The sequence below is a fragment of the Sphingomonas sp. P2_B6 genome, from assembly GCF_056404755.1.
Genome location: NZ_JBFUDK010000004.1, coordinates 219,248 through 235,187, shown reverse-complemented (window position 1 = coordinate 235,187; position 15,940 = coordinate 219,248). Strand labels below are relative to the sequence as shown.

General features: G+C 66.1%; 17 protein-coding genes and 1 riboswitch. Of the genes, 11 read left to right on the top strand and 6 right to left on the bottom strand.

Annotated features, from left to right (window positions below):
* Positions 1–474, bottom strand: coding sequence for an A24 family peptidase (locus AC1DX5_RS07790; RefSeq protein WP_465173710.1), 474 nt, complete (start codon positions 472–474; stop codon positions 1–3).
* Between the two features lie 48 nt (positions 475–522).
* Here AC1DX5_RS07790 and AC1DX5_RS07785 point away from each other — a divergent pair, with 48 nt between their 5' ends.
* Genes AC1DX5_RS07785 through AC1DX5_RS07775 form a run of 3 tightly spaced genes read left to right on the top strand, consistent with a single transcriptional unit; the run spans position 523 to position 2,796 of the window.
* A complete protein-coding gene (locus AC1DX5_RS07785) occupies positions 523–1,464 on the top strand; it encodes an alpha/beta fold hydrolase (protein ID WP_465173709.1) in 942 nt (313 codons plus the stop codon).
* A gap of 19 nt (positions 1,465–1,483) precedes the next feature.
* Positions 1,484–2,575, top strand: a complete 1,092-nt coding sequence (locus tag AC1DX5_RS07780; RefSeq protein ID WP_465173708.1) for an NAD(P)/FAD-dependent oxidoreductase — start codon at positions 1,484–1,486, stop codon at positions 2,573–2,575.
* A 47-nt stretch (positions 2,576–2,622) separates the two neighbouring features.
* Positions 2,623–2,796 (top strand): YegP family protein, encoded by a 174-nt coding sequence (locus tag AC1DX5_RS07775; RefSeq protein WP_465173707.1) that lies wholly within the window; start codon positions 2,623–2,625, stop codon positions 2,794–2,796.
* Between the two features lie 418 nt (positions 2,797–3,214).
* On the opposite strand, the gene rnhA is transcribed toward AC1DX5_RS07775, so the two are convergent.
* Genes rnhA through ispH form a run of 3 tightly spaced genes read right to left on the bottom strand, consistent with a single transcriptional unit; the run spans position 3,215 to position 5,581 of the window.
* On the bottom strand, positions 3,215–3,667 hold the full coding sequence (rnhA, locus tag AC1DX5_RS07770; RefSeq protein ID WP_465173706.1) for a ribonuclease HI: 453 nt from the start codon (positions 3,665–3,667) through the stop codon (positions 3,215–3,217).
* Positions 3,664–4,620 (bottom strand): homoserine kinase, encoded by a 957-nt coding sequence (gene thrB / locus AC1DX5_RS07765; protein ID WP_465173705.1) that lies wholly within the window; start codon positions 4,618–4,620, stop codon positions 3,664–3,666. The genes rnhA and thrB overlap by 4 nt, the downstream gene beginning before the upstream one ends.
* A gap of 4 nt (positions 4,621–4,624) precedes the next feature.
* Complete coding sequence (ispH, locus tag AC1DX5_RS07760; RefSeq protein ID WP_465173704.1) at positions 4,625–5,581, bottom strand: 4-hydroxy-3-methylbut-2-enyl diphosphate reductase; 957 nt, start codon at positions 5,579–5,581, stop codon at positions 4,625–4,627.
* Between the two features lie 166 nt (positions 5,582–5,747).
* Here ispH and AC1DX5_RS07755 point away from each other — a divergent pair, with 166 nt between their 5' ends.
* The 7 genes from AC1DX5_RS07755 to AC1DX5_RS07725 all read left to right on the top strand — a co-directional run bounded on the left by AC1DX5_RS07755 (position 5,748) and on the right by AC1DX5_RS07725 (position 12,678).
* Positions 5,748–6,353 carry a hypothetical protein gene (locus AC1DX5_RS07755; RefSeq protein WP_465177144.1) on the top strand — a complete coding sequence of 202 codons (606 nt, stop codon included), beginning with the start codon at positions 5,748–5,750 and terminating at the stop codon, positions 6,351–6,353.
* On the top strand, positions 6,350–6,997 hold the full coding sequence (locus tag AC1DX5_RS07750; protein ID WP_465176955.1) for an MOSC domain-containing protein: 648 nt from the start codon (positions 6,350–6,352) through the stop codon (positions 6,995–6,997). Before AC1DX5_RS07755 ends, AC1DX5_RS07750 begins: the two co-directional genes overlap by 4 nt.
* A gap of 78 nt (positions 6,998–7,075) precedes the next feature.
* Positions 7,076–7,208: riboswitch (glycine riboswitch) on the top strand.
* 170 nt (positions 7,209–7,378) lie between these two features.
* On the top strand, positions 7,379–8,506 hold the full coding sequence (gene gcvT / locus AC1DX5_RS07745) for a glycine cleavage system aminomethyltransferase GcvT (protein WP_478014750.1): 1,128 nt from the start codon (positions 7,379–7,381) through the stop codon (positions 8,504–8,506).
* Position 8,507: 1 nt separating this feature from the next.
* Positions 8,508–8,879, top strand: coding sequence for a glycine cleavage system protein GcvH (gcvH, locus tag AC1DX5_RS07740; RefSeq protein ID WP_465177143.1), 372 nt, complete (start codon positions 8,508–8,510; stop codon positions 8,877–8,879).
* Positions 8,880–9,011: 132 nt separating this feature from the next.
* Entirely contained in the window at positions 9,012–10,370 is a 1,359-nt protein-coding gene (gene gcvPA, locus AC1DX5_RS07735; RefSeq protein ID WP_478014749.1) for an aminomethyl-transferring glycine dehydrogenase subunit GcvPA, read from the top strand.
* Positions 10,371–10,530: 160 nt separating this feature from the next.
* The gene (gene gcvPB / locus AC1DX5_RS07730; protein WP_465173699.1) at positions 10,531–12,099 is read left to right on the top strand and encodes an aminomethyl-transferring glycine dehydrogenase subunit GcvPB; all 1,569 of its coding nucleotides are present in this window, start codon (positions 10,531–10,533) and stop codon (positions 12,097–12,099) included.
* 63 nt (positions 12,100–12,162) lie between these two features.
* On the top strand, positions 12,163–12,678 hold the full coding sequence (locus AC1DX5_RS07725; protein ID WP_478014748.1) for a CcdC protein domain-containing protein: 516 nt from the start codon (positions 12,163–12,165) through the stop codon (positions 12,676–12,678).
* On the opposite strand, the gene AC1DX5_RS07720 is transcribed toward AC1DX5_RS07725, so the two are convergent.
* Positions 12,675–13,142, bottom strand: coding sequence for a methyltransferase family protein (locus AC1DX5_RS07720; protein WP_478014747.1), 468 nt, complete (start codon positions 13,140–13,142; stop codon positions 12,675–12,677). The genes AC1DX5_RS07725 and AC1DX5_RS07720 overlap by 4 nt on opposite strands.
* Positions 13,143–13,206: 64 nt before the next feature.
* On the bottom strand, positions 13,207–14,100 hold the full coding sequence (locus tag AC1DX5_RS07715; RefSeq protein ID WP_478014746.1) for a DMT family transporter: 894 nt from the start codon (positions 14,098–14,100) through the stop codon (positions 13,207–13,209).
* A gap of 83 nt (positions 14,101–14,183) precedes the next feature.
* On the opposite strand from AC1DX5_RS07715, the gene proS reads away from it, so the two are divergent.
* Positions 14,184–15,719, top strand: a complete 1,536-nt coding sequence (gene proS, locus AC1DX5_RS07710; protein ID WP_478014745.1) for a proline--tRNA ligase — start codon at positions 14,184–14,186, stop codon at positions 15,717–15,719.
* Positions 15,720–15,940 lie beyond the last annotated feature (221 nt).

Genomic DNA, 15,940 nt, shown 5'->3' with positions numbered 1-15,940 from the left:
TCACAGGAACTGATTAAGAATCGGTTCGCGAAGAGTGAGCAGCGCGGCGACCGCGATCGCCACGCCGTAAGGGATTTCCGGCCGTTCGGTTTTCTTGCGGATCGCGCGCTCGATCATGAGCAGCAGCGTGAGCGCGCCGCCGAGCAGCGACATCACGATCAGCATCCAGACGAGCGTGTCGAACGGGAACCACAGGGCGAGCGCACCGATCATCTTGGTGTCGCCGCCGCCCATCCATCCCATGGCGAACGCGCCGATGAAAAAAGCGAAGACGATCGCCGCGACGCCGACCTGGATCGCGATGTCCGGCCAGATCGCCCAGCCATTGGCCCACCACCACAAGGGCGCGAGCAGCGCGATCGCGAGGTTCTTCCAATTGGCGATCTCGCGGGTGCGCGCATCCTGGATCCCCGCGGAAACAAGGAGCAGCGCAAGCGCGCCGATCAGCAAAGCGTTTGATATTCCCCCAACCATCAGCAATTTACCTAGACGACATGGCTTTCCAAAAAGTAACCAGCGTGAATGGTTTCCCCGCAGCTGTATCGCCGCGCGATTCCGGCCACTGCCCGGATCACGTTCTGGACCGCCCCGGACGGCTGGCGGCTGCGGCGTTTCGACTGGCCCGCCGAAGGGCATCCGCGCGGCAGCATCCTGTTCCAGGGCGGCCGGGGCGACATCTTCGAAAAATATCTCGAGGCGTTCGCGCACTGGCATGGCCAGGGCTGGTCGATCACCGCGTTCGACTGGCGCGGGCAGGGCGGATCCGGGCGGCTGTCACCCGACCAGCATGTCGGGCATATCGAGACCTTCGACACCTTCATCGACGATTTCGCCGCCTTCTGGACTGAATGGTCAGCCGAGGCGGAGGGTCCGCAGGTGCTGATGGGTCACTCGATGGGCGGGCACCTGGTGTTGCGTGCGCTGACCGAGGGTGTCGCGCGGCCCGCCGCGGCGGTGCTGGTCGCGCCAATGCTCGGTCTGCACAGTCCGCTCGGCGCCGGGATGGGCGAGCGGCTCGCCAGGGTTCTGAACCGAGTCGGCAATCCGGCGCGCGCCGCCTGGAAGGTCAATGAGCGTCCGGCGACCACCGCCACGCGCCAGGCGCTGCTGACTCACGACCCCGCCCGTTATGAGGACGAACTATATTGGCAAGCGAGCAAGCCCGAGCTCGTGCTTGGTCCGCCGAGCTGGCGCTGGGTGTTGAAGGCGTTCGAGTCGACCCGGCGCCTGCGCGACGATCCGCGACTCGCGACGATGAGGGTGCCGGTGCTGATGCTCGTCGCCGAGGCGGACAAGCTGGTCAGCGCCAAGGCCGCACTGCAGGTCGCCGAGCGATTGCCCGATGTGCAGGTCGAGCGGTTCGGGCTGGAATCGGCGCACGAAATCCTGCGCGAGGCAGACGGGGTGCGCAATCGCGCGATCAGCACGATCGACCTCTTCCTCGCCGCGCGCGTACAGCGCTGACGCTCGCGGGGACGGAATCGTGAAGCGGTACGATATCGCGATCGTCGGGGCCGGGATCGCCGGGGCGAGCCTTGCAGCGGCGGCGGCGCCCCATGCGTCGGTCCTGCTGATCGAGGGCGAGCATGCGCCGGGCTATCACGCCACCGGCCGCTCGGCTGCCTTCTGGTCGGAAAGCTATGGCGGCCCGGGCGTGCAGCCGCTTACCACTGCCTCGGGCCCAGTGCTGGAGGCGGGCGGTTTCCTGGCGCCGTTGGGGTCGCTCCATATCGGCCGGGCCAGGGACGCGGCGGCGATCGATACCTTTCTCGCCGAGTTCGAGGGGATCGTCGCGCTCGATCGCGTCGACCCGGCGACCCTCGTTCCCGGGTTGCGCGACGACTGGACGCTCGGCGTGATGGAGGCGAGCAGTGCCTATATCGACGTCGCCGCTCTTCATGCCGACTATATCGCCCGTGCCCGCCGCGCCGGTGCGGAGATGATCCTGAACGCACCGCTTCAAACCGCCGGACGCGCTGGCGGGCAGTGGCGGCTCACCACCCCCGCGGGAGACGTCGCCGCGGCGATCCTGGTCAATGCCGCCGGCGCATGGGCGGACGAGCTGGCGCGGATCGCGGGCGCGATGCCGGTCGGGATCCAGCCCTATCGCCGCACCATGACTCAATTGCGGACCCATCCTGCCGCGCCCGCCGGGCTGCCGCATGTTGCCGACATCTCGGGCAATTTCTATTTCAAGCCGGAGGCGGGCGGGCGCCTGTGGCTCAGCCCGCATGACGAGACCCGAGTCGCGCCGTGCGACGTCCAGCCCGAGGAAATCGATGTGGCGATCGCGATCGACCGGTTCGAGCAGGTGGTCGACTGGCGCGTGACCGCGGTCGAGCGGCGCTGGGCCGGCCTCAGGAGTTTCGCACCGGACCGGCTGCCCGTTTACGGGTTCGATCCGCGGCTTCCCGGCTTTTTCTGGTGCGCCGGACAGGGCGGGTTCGGCATCCAGACCGCGCCCGCCGGCGCGATGCTGGCGGCCGCGCTGCTGCTCGGGCGGCCGGCGGACCCGGCGGTCGCTGCGATCGATCCGGCCCGATATGCGCCGGACCGATTCGCCGCACTGGTATAACGGGGCAACCAAGCCTAACCTGCGTCAATCAGCCAGGGAGAGAAGACATGGCGCATAAGTTCGTGATCGAGCAGAACAAGGCCGGCGAGTATGTCGCCAAGTTCAAGTACAACAGCGAAATCATCTTCTGGACCGAGGGCTATTCGAGCAAGGCCGGCGCGAAGAACGCGATCGAGTCGGTGCTGAAGAATGGACCGGGCGCGCCGATCGAAGAGGGTTGAGTCTTTCCTGCCAATCGCGTGCTGCGATCGGCAGCCGATGGATCGACGATGGGACCACCGAAATTCCCTGTTCCGGCCACGGAACAGGGAATTTTTTGTTTTCGGGCCTGTTTTGGGCAGGCTGTCTGCGAAATATAAGTGCAAAAACAGAGTGTTGAAGATCGTTTCCCTGTTTCCGCAGAACAGGGAAATTCCGGCGCGGAACAGGGAATTGGTTGGGCTTGATCAGGGAATTGGCGCGCCGATGTAATCGAAGGGCTGCATTGGAGACGGGAGCATGCGCGGTCATCGCCCATGGATGGCAGATTCAGGCGTTGTGTTGAATCAAGCGGAGCGCTGGCGAATGCGACGCTACTCCTCATCGTCCAGATTTGCGGCGATCGGCCCCGGAACAAGTCCGGGGTGACACCAGGAGGCGCTAGCCTCGCCCCGCCGCCATCGCGGCGTCGCTGGCCAGCTTGTCGGCGCGTTCATTGTCGGGGTGCCCGGCATGGCCCTTCACCCAGAGCCATTCGATGCGGTGCGGCTTGGCGGCGGCCAGCAGCGCCTGCCAGAGGTCGGCATTCTTGACCGGCTGTTTGGCAGCGGTCTTCCAGCCATTCTTCTGCCAGCCTTTGATCCATTTGGTCAGGCCGTCCATGACATAGCGGCTGTCGGTCGAGAGGACGACATGGCACGGGCGCGTGAGCGCGTTCAGGCCCTCGATCGCTGCCCTGAGCTCCATCCGATTGTTGGTGGTCAGCTTTTCGCCTCCCGAAATGTCGCGCTCGCGCGTGCCGGCACGGATCACCGCGCCCCAGCCGCCCGGCCCCGGATTGCCCTTGCACGCGCCGTCGGTGGCGATTTCGACTTTGGTGAGTTCCGTCGTCATGCGAATTGCCCCGCGCCCTGTGTCTCATAGGCCCTGAGGCGGCGGAGATAGGCGAGCGGATCCTTCCGCGTGACCAGCGCATCAGCCGGCGTGTTGAGCCAGTCCCAGGCGCGCGACAAAAGGAAACGGATACAGGCGCCCTTGGCGAGATGGATCAGGGCTGCCCGTTCTTGGGGCGTGAGATCGATCGACTGCGTGTAGCCGTCGATCAGCGCGCGCCCGACCGCCCAATTGGCGTTGCTTCCGGTCGCGTCGAACGACCAGGCAGTGTGCATGACCGCAAGGTCATAGGCGCGGATGTCGGTGCAGGCGAAATAGAAGTCGATCAGCCCGGTCACGGCATCGCCGCGCATCAGGACATTGTCGGGGAACAGGTCCGCATGGATCGCGCCGACCGGAAGGTGGGTGGGCCAGGCGGCGAGAACCGCGTCGAGCGCGAAACCGACATCGTCGTACAGCCCCGGCGCGATGCCATCCAGGTCGCGGCCACAGCGTTCGAATAATGGCCGCCAGGTATCGACGCCCATCGAATTGGTGCGCGTCAGGGGGAAATCGGCCAGTGCCTCGTGCATCCGGCCCATCGCGGTGCCGGCGGCAAAGGCCTGTGGGATGGTGGGATGCGAGACCGAGACGCCGGTCAGGAACTCGATCAGGCAGGCGGGCCGGCCTTCGAGCTGATGGATCACGGTGCCGTCGCGGTCGGGCAGGGCGCGCGGCACCGGCAGGTCGTGTTTCCCGAGATGATCGATCATCGAAAAGAAGAAGGGCAGATCGTCCAGATGCACACGCTTTTCGTAGAGCGTCAGGATGAAGCGGCCGGCGGTCGTATCGACCAGGTAATTGCTGTTCTCCACGCCCTCGGCGATCCCCTTGGCGGAGACGAGTTCGCCATGGTCGAAACGCGACAGGAAGGCGCCCAGCGCCTCCGCTGAAACCTGAGTATATACCGCCATGAAGTCAGGCCGCGACTTCGAGGCCGCGGGGCAGTTTGAAGGAAATCGTCTCGCGCGTGGTCTCGACCTCGAACTCGCTGACCTCGAACCGCTCCGACAGCCGGTCGACGAGTTCGCGGACCAATACTTCGGGGGCCGAGGCTCCGGCGGTGATGCCGAGTGTCCGGACGCCTTCGAGGAAGTCGAAATTCAGATCGCTGGCGCGCTGCACGAGCAGGGCCGGCGTGCCCTCGCGTACCGCGACCTCGACCAGCCGGACCGAATTGGAGGAATTGGGCGCGCCGATCACCAGCATCGCGTCGCAAGCGCCGGCGATCTTCTTGACCGCGGCCTGACGGTTCGACGTGGCGTAGCAAATGTCCTCGCCACGCGGTGCCTGGATCGCGGGAAAGCGGCGCTGCAGCGCCTCGACGATGGCGGCGGTATCGTCGACCGACAGCGTCGTCTGAGTGAGGAAAGCGAGATTGGCGGGGTCGGACGGCGTCATCGTCTCGACATCGGCGACGGTTTCTACCAGCGACATCGATCCTTCGGGGACCTGGCCGAAGGTCCCGATCACCTCGGGATGGCCCTCATGACCGATGAAGACGATGTGGCGGCCGGCGGCGACCAGCCGTTCGGCCTGGCGATGCACCTTGGAGACGAGCGGGCAAGTGGCGTCGAGATAGGAGAGGCCGCGCTGCGCTGCCTTGGTCGGCACTGCCTTGGGCACGCCGTGCGCGGAAAAGACCACCGGCACGCCATCCGGCACTTCGTCAAGCTCCTCGACGAAGATCGCGCCTTTCTCGCGCAGCGCATCGACGACGAACTTGTTGTGGACGATCTCGTGCCGGACATAGACCGGCGCACCATATTTCTCGATCGCCAGCTCGACGATCTGGATCGCGCGGTCGACGCCAGCGCAAAAGCCGCGCGGCGCGGCAATGAGCAGTTCGAGTGGCGGTTTCTGGAGATCGGTCATCACGATGGGCTCTACGCGATTGCTTGCGTGCGCGAAAGCCGGTTCCTATGGTGCGCGTCGTTCCGGGGCCGGTGCGCGCGAGCGCGAGGCCCCTTCCTATGTGTTCCCATGTGATAAGGTGCGTGTGCCCGTGACAGCCCGGAAAATTGCCGTTCCCGCCATCCTGATGCTGCTGGCCGGCGGCTGCTCCACCACCGGAGACATTGACGAAACGGGTGGCATCACGGCGATCCGTTCGGCCTGTCCGACCGTCGGCGTTCCCGCGGCGACCGGCGATATCACCCTGTTCGATCCGCCGGCCAGTACCGCGGCGACCGCGATCGACGTTGCGGCGGTGATGACCAATGTCCGCTCCACCTGCGCCGATGCGACTGACGACATCGTCACCACCGTCACCTTCGATATCCAGGCGCGCCGGGCGCGCACCGATACGGCGCGCGACGTGAGTCTGCCCTATTTCATCACCGTCGTGCGGGGCGGCACCGCCGTTATCGCCAAGCGCGTCGGCCATGTCTCCGTGCATTTCAATGCCGGGCAGGACCGTGCGACGGCCAGCGGCCAGGCGAGCAGCACCATCTCCCGCGCGGCGGCCAGCCTTTCTGAAGATGTCCGCAAGAAGCTGACCGAAAAGCGCAAGGCGGGCGGCAGCGACGCCGCGGTCGACCCGCTGACTCGTCCGGAGATTCGCCAGGCCGTGCTGCGCGCTACCTTCGAGGCGCTGGTCGGCTTTCAGCTGACCGACGATCAGCTCAAGTACAACGCCACCCGGTGACCGAGGTCCGGGCCTTTGCCCTGCTGACGGGTAAGGCCCGGTACCTCGGGCGGGGTGAAAACAGCGCCATCGCCAAGTCTCCCGTCACCGGGCCGGTGAAGATCGGCTTTCTTGGGCTGGAAGGCGACGAGCAGGCCGATCCGACCGTTCATGGCGGACCGGACAAGGCGCTGCATCATTATCCCCATGATCATTATGCGCGCTGGAGCGAGGACAGGGTGGACGATCCGGTGCTCGCGGCGCCGGGGGCCTTTGGCGAGAATATCGCGACGCTCGGGCTGACCGAAGATCAGGTCTGCATCGGCGACCGGTTCCGCCTGGGCCGCGCGCTGATCGAGATCAGCCAGGGCCGGCAACCCTGCTGGAAGCAGGCTGAACGGCTGCGCTGGCCGGCTCTCCCGGCACTGATGGTCAAGGAACGGCGCAGCGGATGGTATTACCGCGTGATCGAGGAAGGCGCCGCCGAGCCGGGCGAGGCCCTGGCGATGGTCGAGCGCCCCTTGCCAGGGTGGACAGTCCGCCGCGTCTTCGGTCTGCTCATCGCCGGGGACCATCGTCACGACCCGGCGGCGCTTCGTGACCTTGCGGGTATGGAACTGCTGTATGACGGATGGCGGCACCGTGCCCTCAAATTGATGGCTTAGCTAAAAGCGTTACCAAGGCCGATTGACTCGCATGCTGCACCGCGTCACACCGGGCATGTCGATGGAGGGCAACTTCCATAGGCACGCGCGGGAGAGACCCCGGACGTGGGACCCTTGTCAAAGCAATGGCTTGGCATGGAATCCCTGATCCAGGGCGCCGAAGGAGCAACCGCCCCGGAATCTCTCAGGCACACCGGACCGCGCGGGCTATCGACACTCTGGAAAGCGGCCGAGGCGATGTTTGCCCGGCCCACCGAAGGGGTAAGCCATCCTGCGCAAGCGGGTGGTCAAAGCTCTCAGGTTCCCGTGACAGAGGGGGCGGCGAAACGCGGCGTAAGATGCGCTGCGTAACGCCGTGACACCTTGTGACGGAGACCGGCATTGAGTGACAACGAAGGCCCCGAAATCGAGATCCAGACGCTGCCGCTCGATGCGTGGCACCGTGCGCGGGACGGCCGGATGGTCGAATTCGCCGGCTATCACATGCCCGTCCAGTATGAAGGCATCATGGCCGAGCATCTGTGGACGCGCGACTCCGCCGGTTTGTTCGACGTCAGCCATATGGGCCAGCTGCTCTTTACCGGCGACGGCGCCGATGCCGCGCTCGAAGCGCTGCTGCCGGGCGACATCAAGGGGCTTGCCCCTACGAAGATGCGCTATTCGCTGCTGCTCGCGGAGAATGGCGGCATTCTCGATGATCTGATGGTCACGCGCCGCGAGGACGGCATCTACATGGTCGTCAACGGCGCGACCAAATATGACGACATCTCCTATCTCCTCGATCACCTGCCCGAGGACATCACGATCAACATCATGGACGAGCAGGCGCTGCTCGCGCTCCAGGGCCCCAAGGCGGTTGACGTGCTGTCGCGGCTGGTGCCGGGCGTCGAGGCGTTGGTGTTCATGACCGCGGGTGCGTTCGAGTGGAACGGCACGCCGCTGTGGATCAGCCGCTCGGGCTATACCGGTGAGGACGGGTTCGAGATTTCGGTGCCGGCCGAGGCTGCCGAGGCACTCGCCGATGCGCTGACCGCCGAGGCCGAAGTGAAGCCGATCGGGCTCGGCGCGCGCGATTCGCTGCGGCTCGAGGCCGGCTTGCCGCTCTACGGGCATGATCTCGATCCCAAGACCACGCCGGTGATGGCCGATCTCGGCTTCGCTTTGTCCAAGCGCCGTCGCGAGGAAGGCAATTTCATGGGCGCCGAGCGTATCCTGCTCGAGCGCGAGCAGGGCGCGGCGGTCAAGCGCGTCGGCCTGGTCGTCGAAGGCCGCCAGCCAGTGCGCGAGGGCGCGGCGGTGGTCGATGCGGAGGGTTCCGAGGTCGGCAAGGTCACCAGCGGCGGTTTCGCCCCGAGCTTCGGTGCGCCGATCGCCATGGCCTATGTGCCCGCCGCGATGGCGGCGATCGGCACCGTCATCCAGATTACGCAGCGCGGCAAGGTCCACCAGGCGACCGTCACCGCGATGCCGCTGATTCCACACCGCTATGTCCGAGCAGGAGGCAAGTAAGATGAGCCGTTACTTCACCGAAGATCATGAATGGGTCGATGTCGACGGCGACATCGGCACGGTCGGCATCAGCGAGTACGCGCAAGGCCAGCTCGGCGACATCGTGTTCGTCGACGTGCCGGCGGAGGGCAAGGAACTGGCGAAGGGCGACGAGGCCGCGGTGGTCGAATCGGTCAAGGCCGCATCGGACGTCTATTCGCCGGTCTCCGGCACCGTGCTTGAAGGCAATGCCGCGCTCGGCGACAATCCCGGGCTCGTCAACGAAGATCCCGAGGCCGAGGGCTGGTTCTTCAAACTGACGCTCAGCGATCCGGAAGAACTCAAGGGCCTGATGGATGAGGCGGCCTACGCCGCTTTCGTCGCGAAGCTTTGATGTGACGTACTCCCCTCCCGCTTGCGGGAGGGGTTGGGGGTGGGCTCGCGCTTTCCTCCAACGCTCCGCCCGGAATTGGCCGGGCGCCCACCCCCGACCCCTCCCGCAGGCGGGAGGGGGGAGATTGCTTGAATGCGGTATTTGCCCCTTACCGACAATGATCGTCAGGCGATGCTCGCCACGATCGGCGCCAGGTCGATCGACGATCTGTTCGTCGACGTGCCCGCCATTGCCCAACTCGATGGTCCGATCCACGGCCTTCCGGGCCATGCCAGCGAGCTGGCGGTCGAACGCCATATGTCGGCGCTGGCGCGCAAGAATCTGGCGGCGGGCGACGCGCCCTTCTTCCTTGGCTGCGGTGCGTACAAGCATCATGTGCCGGCGAGCGTCGACCATCTGATCCAGCGCGGCGAATATCTGACGGCCTATACGCCGTATCAGCCCGAGATCGCGCAGGGCACGCTGCAGATGCTGTTCGAGTTCCAGACCCAGGTCGCGCGGCTGCTCGGCACCGATGTGGCGAACGCGTCGATGTACGATGGCTCGACCGCCTGCTGGGAAGCGATCGGCATGGCGCGGCGGGTGACCAAGCGGGCCAAGGCGATCCTGTCGACCGGGCTTCACCCGCATTATGTTTCCGTCGCGAAGACCATGGCGAAGTTCACCGGTGACGTGCTCGAAACCGGCACGCCCTCGCTGTCGGCCGGGACCGACATCGCCGACCTGATCGCGGCGATCGACAACGACACCTCGTGCGTCGTCGTCCAGTATCCCGATATCCTCGGTCGCATCGCCGACCTGTCGGAACTGGCCGCTGCGTGCCATGCGAAGAAGGCGCTGCTGATCGCCGTGGTCACCGAGCCGGTGGCGCTGGGCGCGATCAAGTCGCCGGGCGAGATGGATGCCGACATCGTCGTGGGCGAAGGCCAGTCGATCGGCGTCGGGCTTCAGTTCGGCGGGCCTTATGTCGGGCTGTTCGGCTGCAAGGAGAAATATGTCCGCCAGATGCCGGGCCGGCTCTGCGGGGAGACGCAGGACGCGGACGGGCGTCGCGGTTTCGTGCTGACGCTGTCGACGCGCGAGCAGCATATCCGCCGCGAAAAGGCGACGTCGAACATCTGCACCAATTCCGGTCTCTGCGCGCTGGCCTTCTCGATCCACATGACCCTGCTCGGCGAGGCCGGACTGCGCGCGCTGGCCGAGACCAACCACGCCGGTGCGGTCGCCGCAGCGGAGCGGCTCGTGCAAATACCGGGCGTCGAACTGGTCAACGAGACCTTCTTCAACGAATTCACCCTGAAGCTGCCGGTCGAGGCGCGGCCCGTGGTGCGGACGCTGGCCGATCGCGGCATCCTGGCCGGCGTATCGCTCGGGCGGCTCTATCCGGGCGAGAGCGATCTGGCGAACGGCCTGGTCGTCGCGGTGACCGAGACGACCACCATGGAGGATGTCGAGACACTTGCCTCCGCGCTCCAGGAGGTGCTGGCATGACCACTCCTCCTTCCGTTCGCCCTGAGCTTGTCGAAGCCTGTCCTGAGCGCCTGCCTTGTGCAGGCAGTCGAAGGGGGCTGTTCTTTTCTTTCAACCGTTCAAAAGAAGGGCAGGGCTTCGACAAGCTCAGCCCGAACGGGTTTGTGCGGGGAGCCCAGGCATGACGATCAACGCAAGCGGCTGGCGCCCCGAGCGCCCCGAGGCCGGTTCCGCAACCGCCCCGACCTTCACCGGCAACAAGGCGCTGATGCTCGAAGAGGCGCTGATCTTCGAGATCGGCTCGACCGGGACCACGGGTGTGGAAGTTGCGGCCCCGGCCAAGGTCGCCTCGCGGCTTGGCAACCTGAGTCGGTCGGCGCCGATTGGCCTTCCGGGCCTGTCCGAGCCCGAAGCGGTGCGCCACTACACGCGCCTGTCGCGGCAGAATTACGCGATCGACCTCGGCCTGTTCCCGCTCGGTTCGTGCACGATGAAGCACAACCCGCGGCTCAACGAGAAGATGGCGCGGCTGCCCGGTTTCGCCGATATCCACCCGCTCGCGCCGGTCGATACGGTGCAGGGCGCGCTCGAGGTGATCCACCAGCTCGCGCACTGGCTGGTGACGCTGACCGGCATGCATTCCGTCGCGATGAGCCCCAAGGCGGGCGCACATGGCGAGCTGTGCGGTATTCTCGCGATCCGCGCCGCGCTCGAAGCGCGCGGCGAGGGGCACCGCAAGGTGATCCTGGTGCCGGAGAGCGCGCATGGCACCAACCCGGCGACCGCGGCCTTTGCCGGCTATTCGGTCGAGGACATCCCCGCGACCAGCGAAGGCCGGGTCGATCTGGCGGCGCTGACCGCACGGCTTGGGCCGGACGTGGCGGGCGTGATGATCACCAACCCCAATACCTGCGGGCTGTTCGAGCGGGACATGCGCAAGATCTCCGACGCGGTCCACGCGGCGGGCGGGCTGGTCTATTGCGACGGCGCGAACTTCAACGCGATCGTCGGGCGTGTGCGGCCGGGCGATCTCGGCATCGATGCGATGCACATCAACCTGCACAAGACCTTCTCAACGCCGCATGGCGGCGGCGGGCCGGGTTCGGGGCCGGTGGTGTTCTCGGAAGCGCTGGCGCCCTATGCGCCGCTGCCCTTCGTCGAGAAGACGGCGGACGGCTTCCGTCTCGTCGAGGAAGAGACCGCCGAGGAGCATCATGCTGGCAGCTTCGGCCGGATGGTCGCCTTTCAGGGCCAGATGGGCATGTTCACCCGGGCGCTGACCTATATCCTCAGCCACGGCGCGGACGGCCTGCGGCAGGTGGCGGAGGATGCGGTGCTCAACGCGAACTATATCCTGCGCTCGCTCGACGGCACGCTCGATGCACCGTTCGGGGCGTCGGGGCCGTGCATGCATGAGGCCCTGTTCTCGGATTCGAACCTGGCCGAGGGTTTCTCGACGATCGACGTCGCCAAGGGGCTGATCGACGAGGGCTATCATCCGATGACGATGTATTTCCCGCTGGTGGTGCACGGCGCGATGCTGGTCGAGCCGACCGAGACCGAGAGCAAGGCGGCGCTCGACCAGTTCATCGGCGCGCTGCGGTCAGTGGCGGAGCGGGCCAAGGCGGGCGATGTCGCGCTGAAATCCGCGCCGCATTTCGCGCCGCGTAGCCGGCTCGACGAAACGCTGGCCGCGCGCAAACCGGTGCTGGTGTGGAAGGACCAGGAGCTCGCGCAAGCGGCTGAATAAGGGTGGTCACGAACCCGTCACAGTGACGGGGCATCGTGGGAGGCAGTAGGAACGGGGGACGGGATGCAGGTTCATGCCGGGCAGCCGCAAGGCTGGATGCACTATGCTATCCCGATCGCGATCTTCGTTCTGGTCTTCGCCTTTCGCGCCCGGCGGCTCAGCCAGCTTCGGCCGCTCCGGATCGAGCGGCTATGGATCTTCCCGGCCATCTATCTGGTGGTGTGCATCGGCATGCTGGTCCAGTTTCCGCCGACGCCGGTGGGATGGGGGCTGTGCGCGGTCGCGCTGGCGGTCGGCGCCGCGCTCGGCTGGCAGCGCGGCAAGACGATGCGGATCACCGTCGATCCCGAGACTCACCAGCTCAACCAGAAGGCCTCGCTGGCCGGCATCGCCTTTCTGTTCGGGATCGTGGGGTTGCGTGCCGCTGCGAGGGCGGGGAGCAGTGCGTTGCACCTGAATGTTGCGATGCTGACGGATATGCTCGTCGTGCTCGCGCTGGGCCTGTTCGCCGTGCAGCGCGTCGAGATGTATCTGCGCGCGACGCGGCTGCTCGATGAGGCGCGGGCGGCGAAGGTCTAGAACCAGCGCGGGACGTCCTGCTTGTAGGCGTCATAATCGGCGCCGAACTTGTCGAGCAGATAGCGTTCCTCGCGCGCGATGACCTGGGTGCGGATCAGCAGGATCGCGACCGGCAACAGCAGGAGCGCGGTGAAACTGTCGAACAGGATGGCGAGCCCGGCATAGAGGATCGCCATGCCGAGATACATCGGGTTGCGGGTGACGCGGTAGATTCCGGTGGTGACCAGGCGGGTCGAGGATCGCCAGGGCCTCGTCGCGGTGCCCAGCCTGCGGAATCGTTCCGAGCCCGCCAGGATCACGCCGGCACCGAGGAGGAGGAGCGTGCCGCCGGTCATGATCGACAGCGTGCCGGCGGGGCCGAGCCTTCCGGTCAGGCCGGTCCAGGCGAACCCCAGGAGAAGCACGCCGAGATAGATGAGAGGGGGCGGGAAGCCCACTTTCGCGCTGTCCGGATCAATTCGCATGGCTCTCTCCGATGATCGCCGCGCATCATGCGGGGAGGGATGCAGCGAACGCAAGGCCCCGGCGCTAGACGATCGCCTGCTCGGTCTCGGTCTGCCGTCGGACATGTTCGCGCCAGACGATATAGAGCCCGCTGCCGATGACGATCGGCGCCCCGATCCAGGTCGAGAGGCCGGGAAATGTCCCGAACAGGAGCCAGCCGTAAAGTGTCGCCCAGAGCAGCGACGAATAGTCCATCGGCACCACGATCGAGACCGGCCCGAGCTTGAGCGCGGTGGTCAGCGCGATCTGGCCCAGATTGCCGATCACGCCCACGCCGATCAGCAGGAGCCAGACCTCCATCGCGTGCTTCTGGTGATCCATCGCATAGACGATGCTCAGCGGGATCATGGACAATGTCGCGAACCAGAAGACCGTGGTGTAGGGACTTTCCGTCCGCCCGATCCGGCGCAACTGGATCGAGACGATCGCGGCGAGGAACCCGGCGGAGAGGCCGGCGACGGTGCCCCAGAGGACGAAATGGCCCGTCCCCGGACGCGCGACGATCAGCACGCCGACGAATCCGGCGACGACCGCGAGCCAGCGATGCCAGCCGGTCGGCTCGCCCAGCACCAGCGCGCCGAGGATCGTGGCGAAGATCGGCACGGTGAACTGCAAGGTGGTCGATTCGGCGAGCGGCAACAGCGTCACCGCGATGAACAGGCAACTCATGCTGCTCAGGCCGACCACGGCACGAAAGACATGCGCCCCGAGTTGGGCGGTGCGGATCGTCGCGAGCCCGGGGCCCAGCGCGATCACCGTCGCGACCAGCGGAACCCCGACCGCCTGGCGGAAGAACAGGATCTCGGACAGGTGGGCGCCGCGATATTCCGCGAGCTTGATCAGCGCCGTCATCGTCGCGAGGCACACCACTGACAGGAGCCGGAGCGCGATGGCGGGAAGGATTCGGTCAGTGGTCATCTGGTCGCTCGCTCTTGCGGAAGAGTGGGCGGCGGAACAAGTCCGGGGTGACGGATTAATCCGGAGCCGCTATCCGGCCTCGCATGATCAAGCATGCTCTCCCCGTCACCCGCGAGGCCGATTTCTCCGCCTGGTACCAGTCCGTCATTTCGGAAGCCGATCTTGCCGAGGAATCCGGCGTGCGCGGCTGCATGGTCATCCGGCCATGGGGTTATGGCATCTGGGAGCGGATCCAGCGCCTGCTCGACGACCGGATCAAGGCGACCGGCCATGAGAATTGCTATTTCCCGTTGTTCATCCCGCTTTCCTATTTCGAGAAGGAAGCGGAGCATGTCGAAGGTTTCGCCAAGGAGATGGCGGTCGTCACGCATCACCGGCTGGTGAGCGACGGCAAGGGCGGGCTGATGCCCGATCCGACCGCCAGGCTGGAAGAGCCGCTCGTCGTGCGGCCGACGTCGGAGACGGTGATCGGCACCGCCTTTGCGCGCTGGGTGCAGTCGTGGCGCGACCTGCCGGTGCTGATCAACCAATGGGCGAACGTCGTGCGCTGGGAGATGCGCACGCGCATGTTCCTGCGCACCAGCGAGTTCCTCTGGCAGGAAGGGCATACCGCGCATGCCTCAGCCGAGGAAGCGCGCGAAGAGACGCTGAAGATGCTCGAAGTCTATCGCAGCTTCGCCGAGGATTGCCTGGCGCTGCCCGTGGTCGCGGGCGAAAAGCCGGAGAATGAGCGCTTCCCCGGCGCCGTCGCGACTTATTCGATCGAGGCGATGATGCAGGACGGCAAGGCGCTCCAGGCGGGCACCAGCCACTTCCTCGGCACCAATTTCGCGAGCGCGCAGGGCATCCGTTTCCAGAATGCCGCGGGCGAGCTGGAACTGGCCAATACGACGAGCTGGGGCGTCTCCACGCGCATGATCGGCGGCGTGATCATGGTGCATGGCGACGACGACGGCCTGCGCGTGCCGCCGCGCATCGCGCCGTGGCAGATCGTGATCGTGCCGATGCTGCGCGATCAGCCGGAGGACGCGGCTATCGTCGATTATTGCAAGGCGCTGCAGGCGGAACTGGCCAAGCTGTCGGCGTTCGGCGAACCGGTTCGCGCGCTGCTCGACCTCAAGCCGGCCAAGGCCGCGACCAAGCGCTGGGGCTGGGTCAAGAAGGGCGCGCCTATCGTGATCGAAGTCGGCGGACGTGATGTCGCCGGCGGCAACGTCTCGGTGATCCGGCGCGACCGGCTGTACCGTGAGGACGGCAAGCTCGACAGCGCCGTGGTGGCGCAGGCCGATTTCATCAGCGAGGCGGCAGCCACGCTGGAGGGCATCCAGACGAGTCTGCATGCCGAGGCACGCGGGCGGCTCGAGGCGAACATTGCGCGCGATGTGGCCGATTTCGCCGGGCTCGAGCGCGTGTTCGCCGAGAGCGAGAAGAACCCGGGCTGGGTCGAAGTGCAATGGTCGAAGCCGACCGGCGCCGCGCTCGACAAGGTGGTGGAGCGGCTGAAGGCGCTCAAGCTGACGATCCGCAACGCGCCGATGGATGCGGCGGCGATCGATGGCGCGTGCCTGTTCACGGGCGAGCCGGCGGTGGAACGGGTTTTGGTGGGGCGGTCCTACTAGGGCCTCACTTTCCTGTCGCACCGCCGGCACGTCGTCGCGCCGCGGGTGATGCGGTAATGGATCGGTCATGGGAAAGAGCGGGGCGGGATGATGCTGACGCGTCATCCTGCCTCGCCTTCGCATGTCTGGTGATGCCGTTGAATCGATCGGTGACCGAAGCGGGTTAGGGTCACGATTTTCGCAAAGTATCGGGCGATCCGGATGCAGTCGATTGGGCGCGG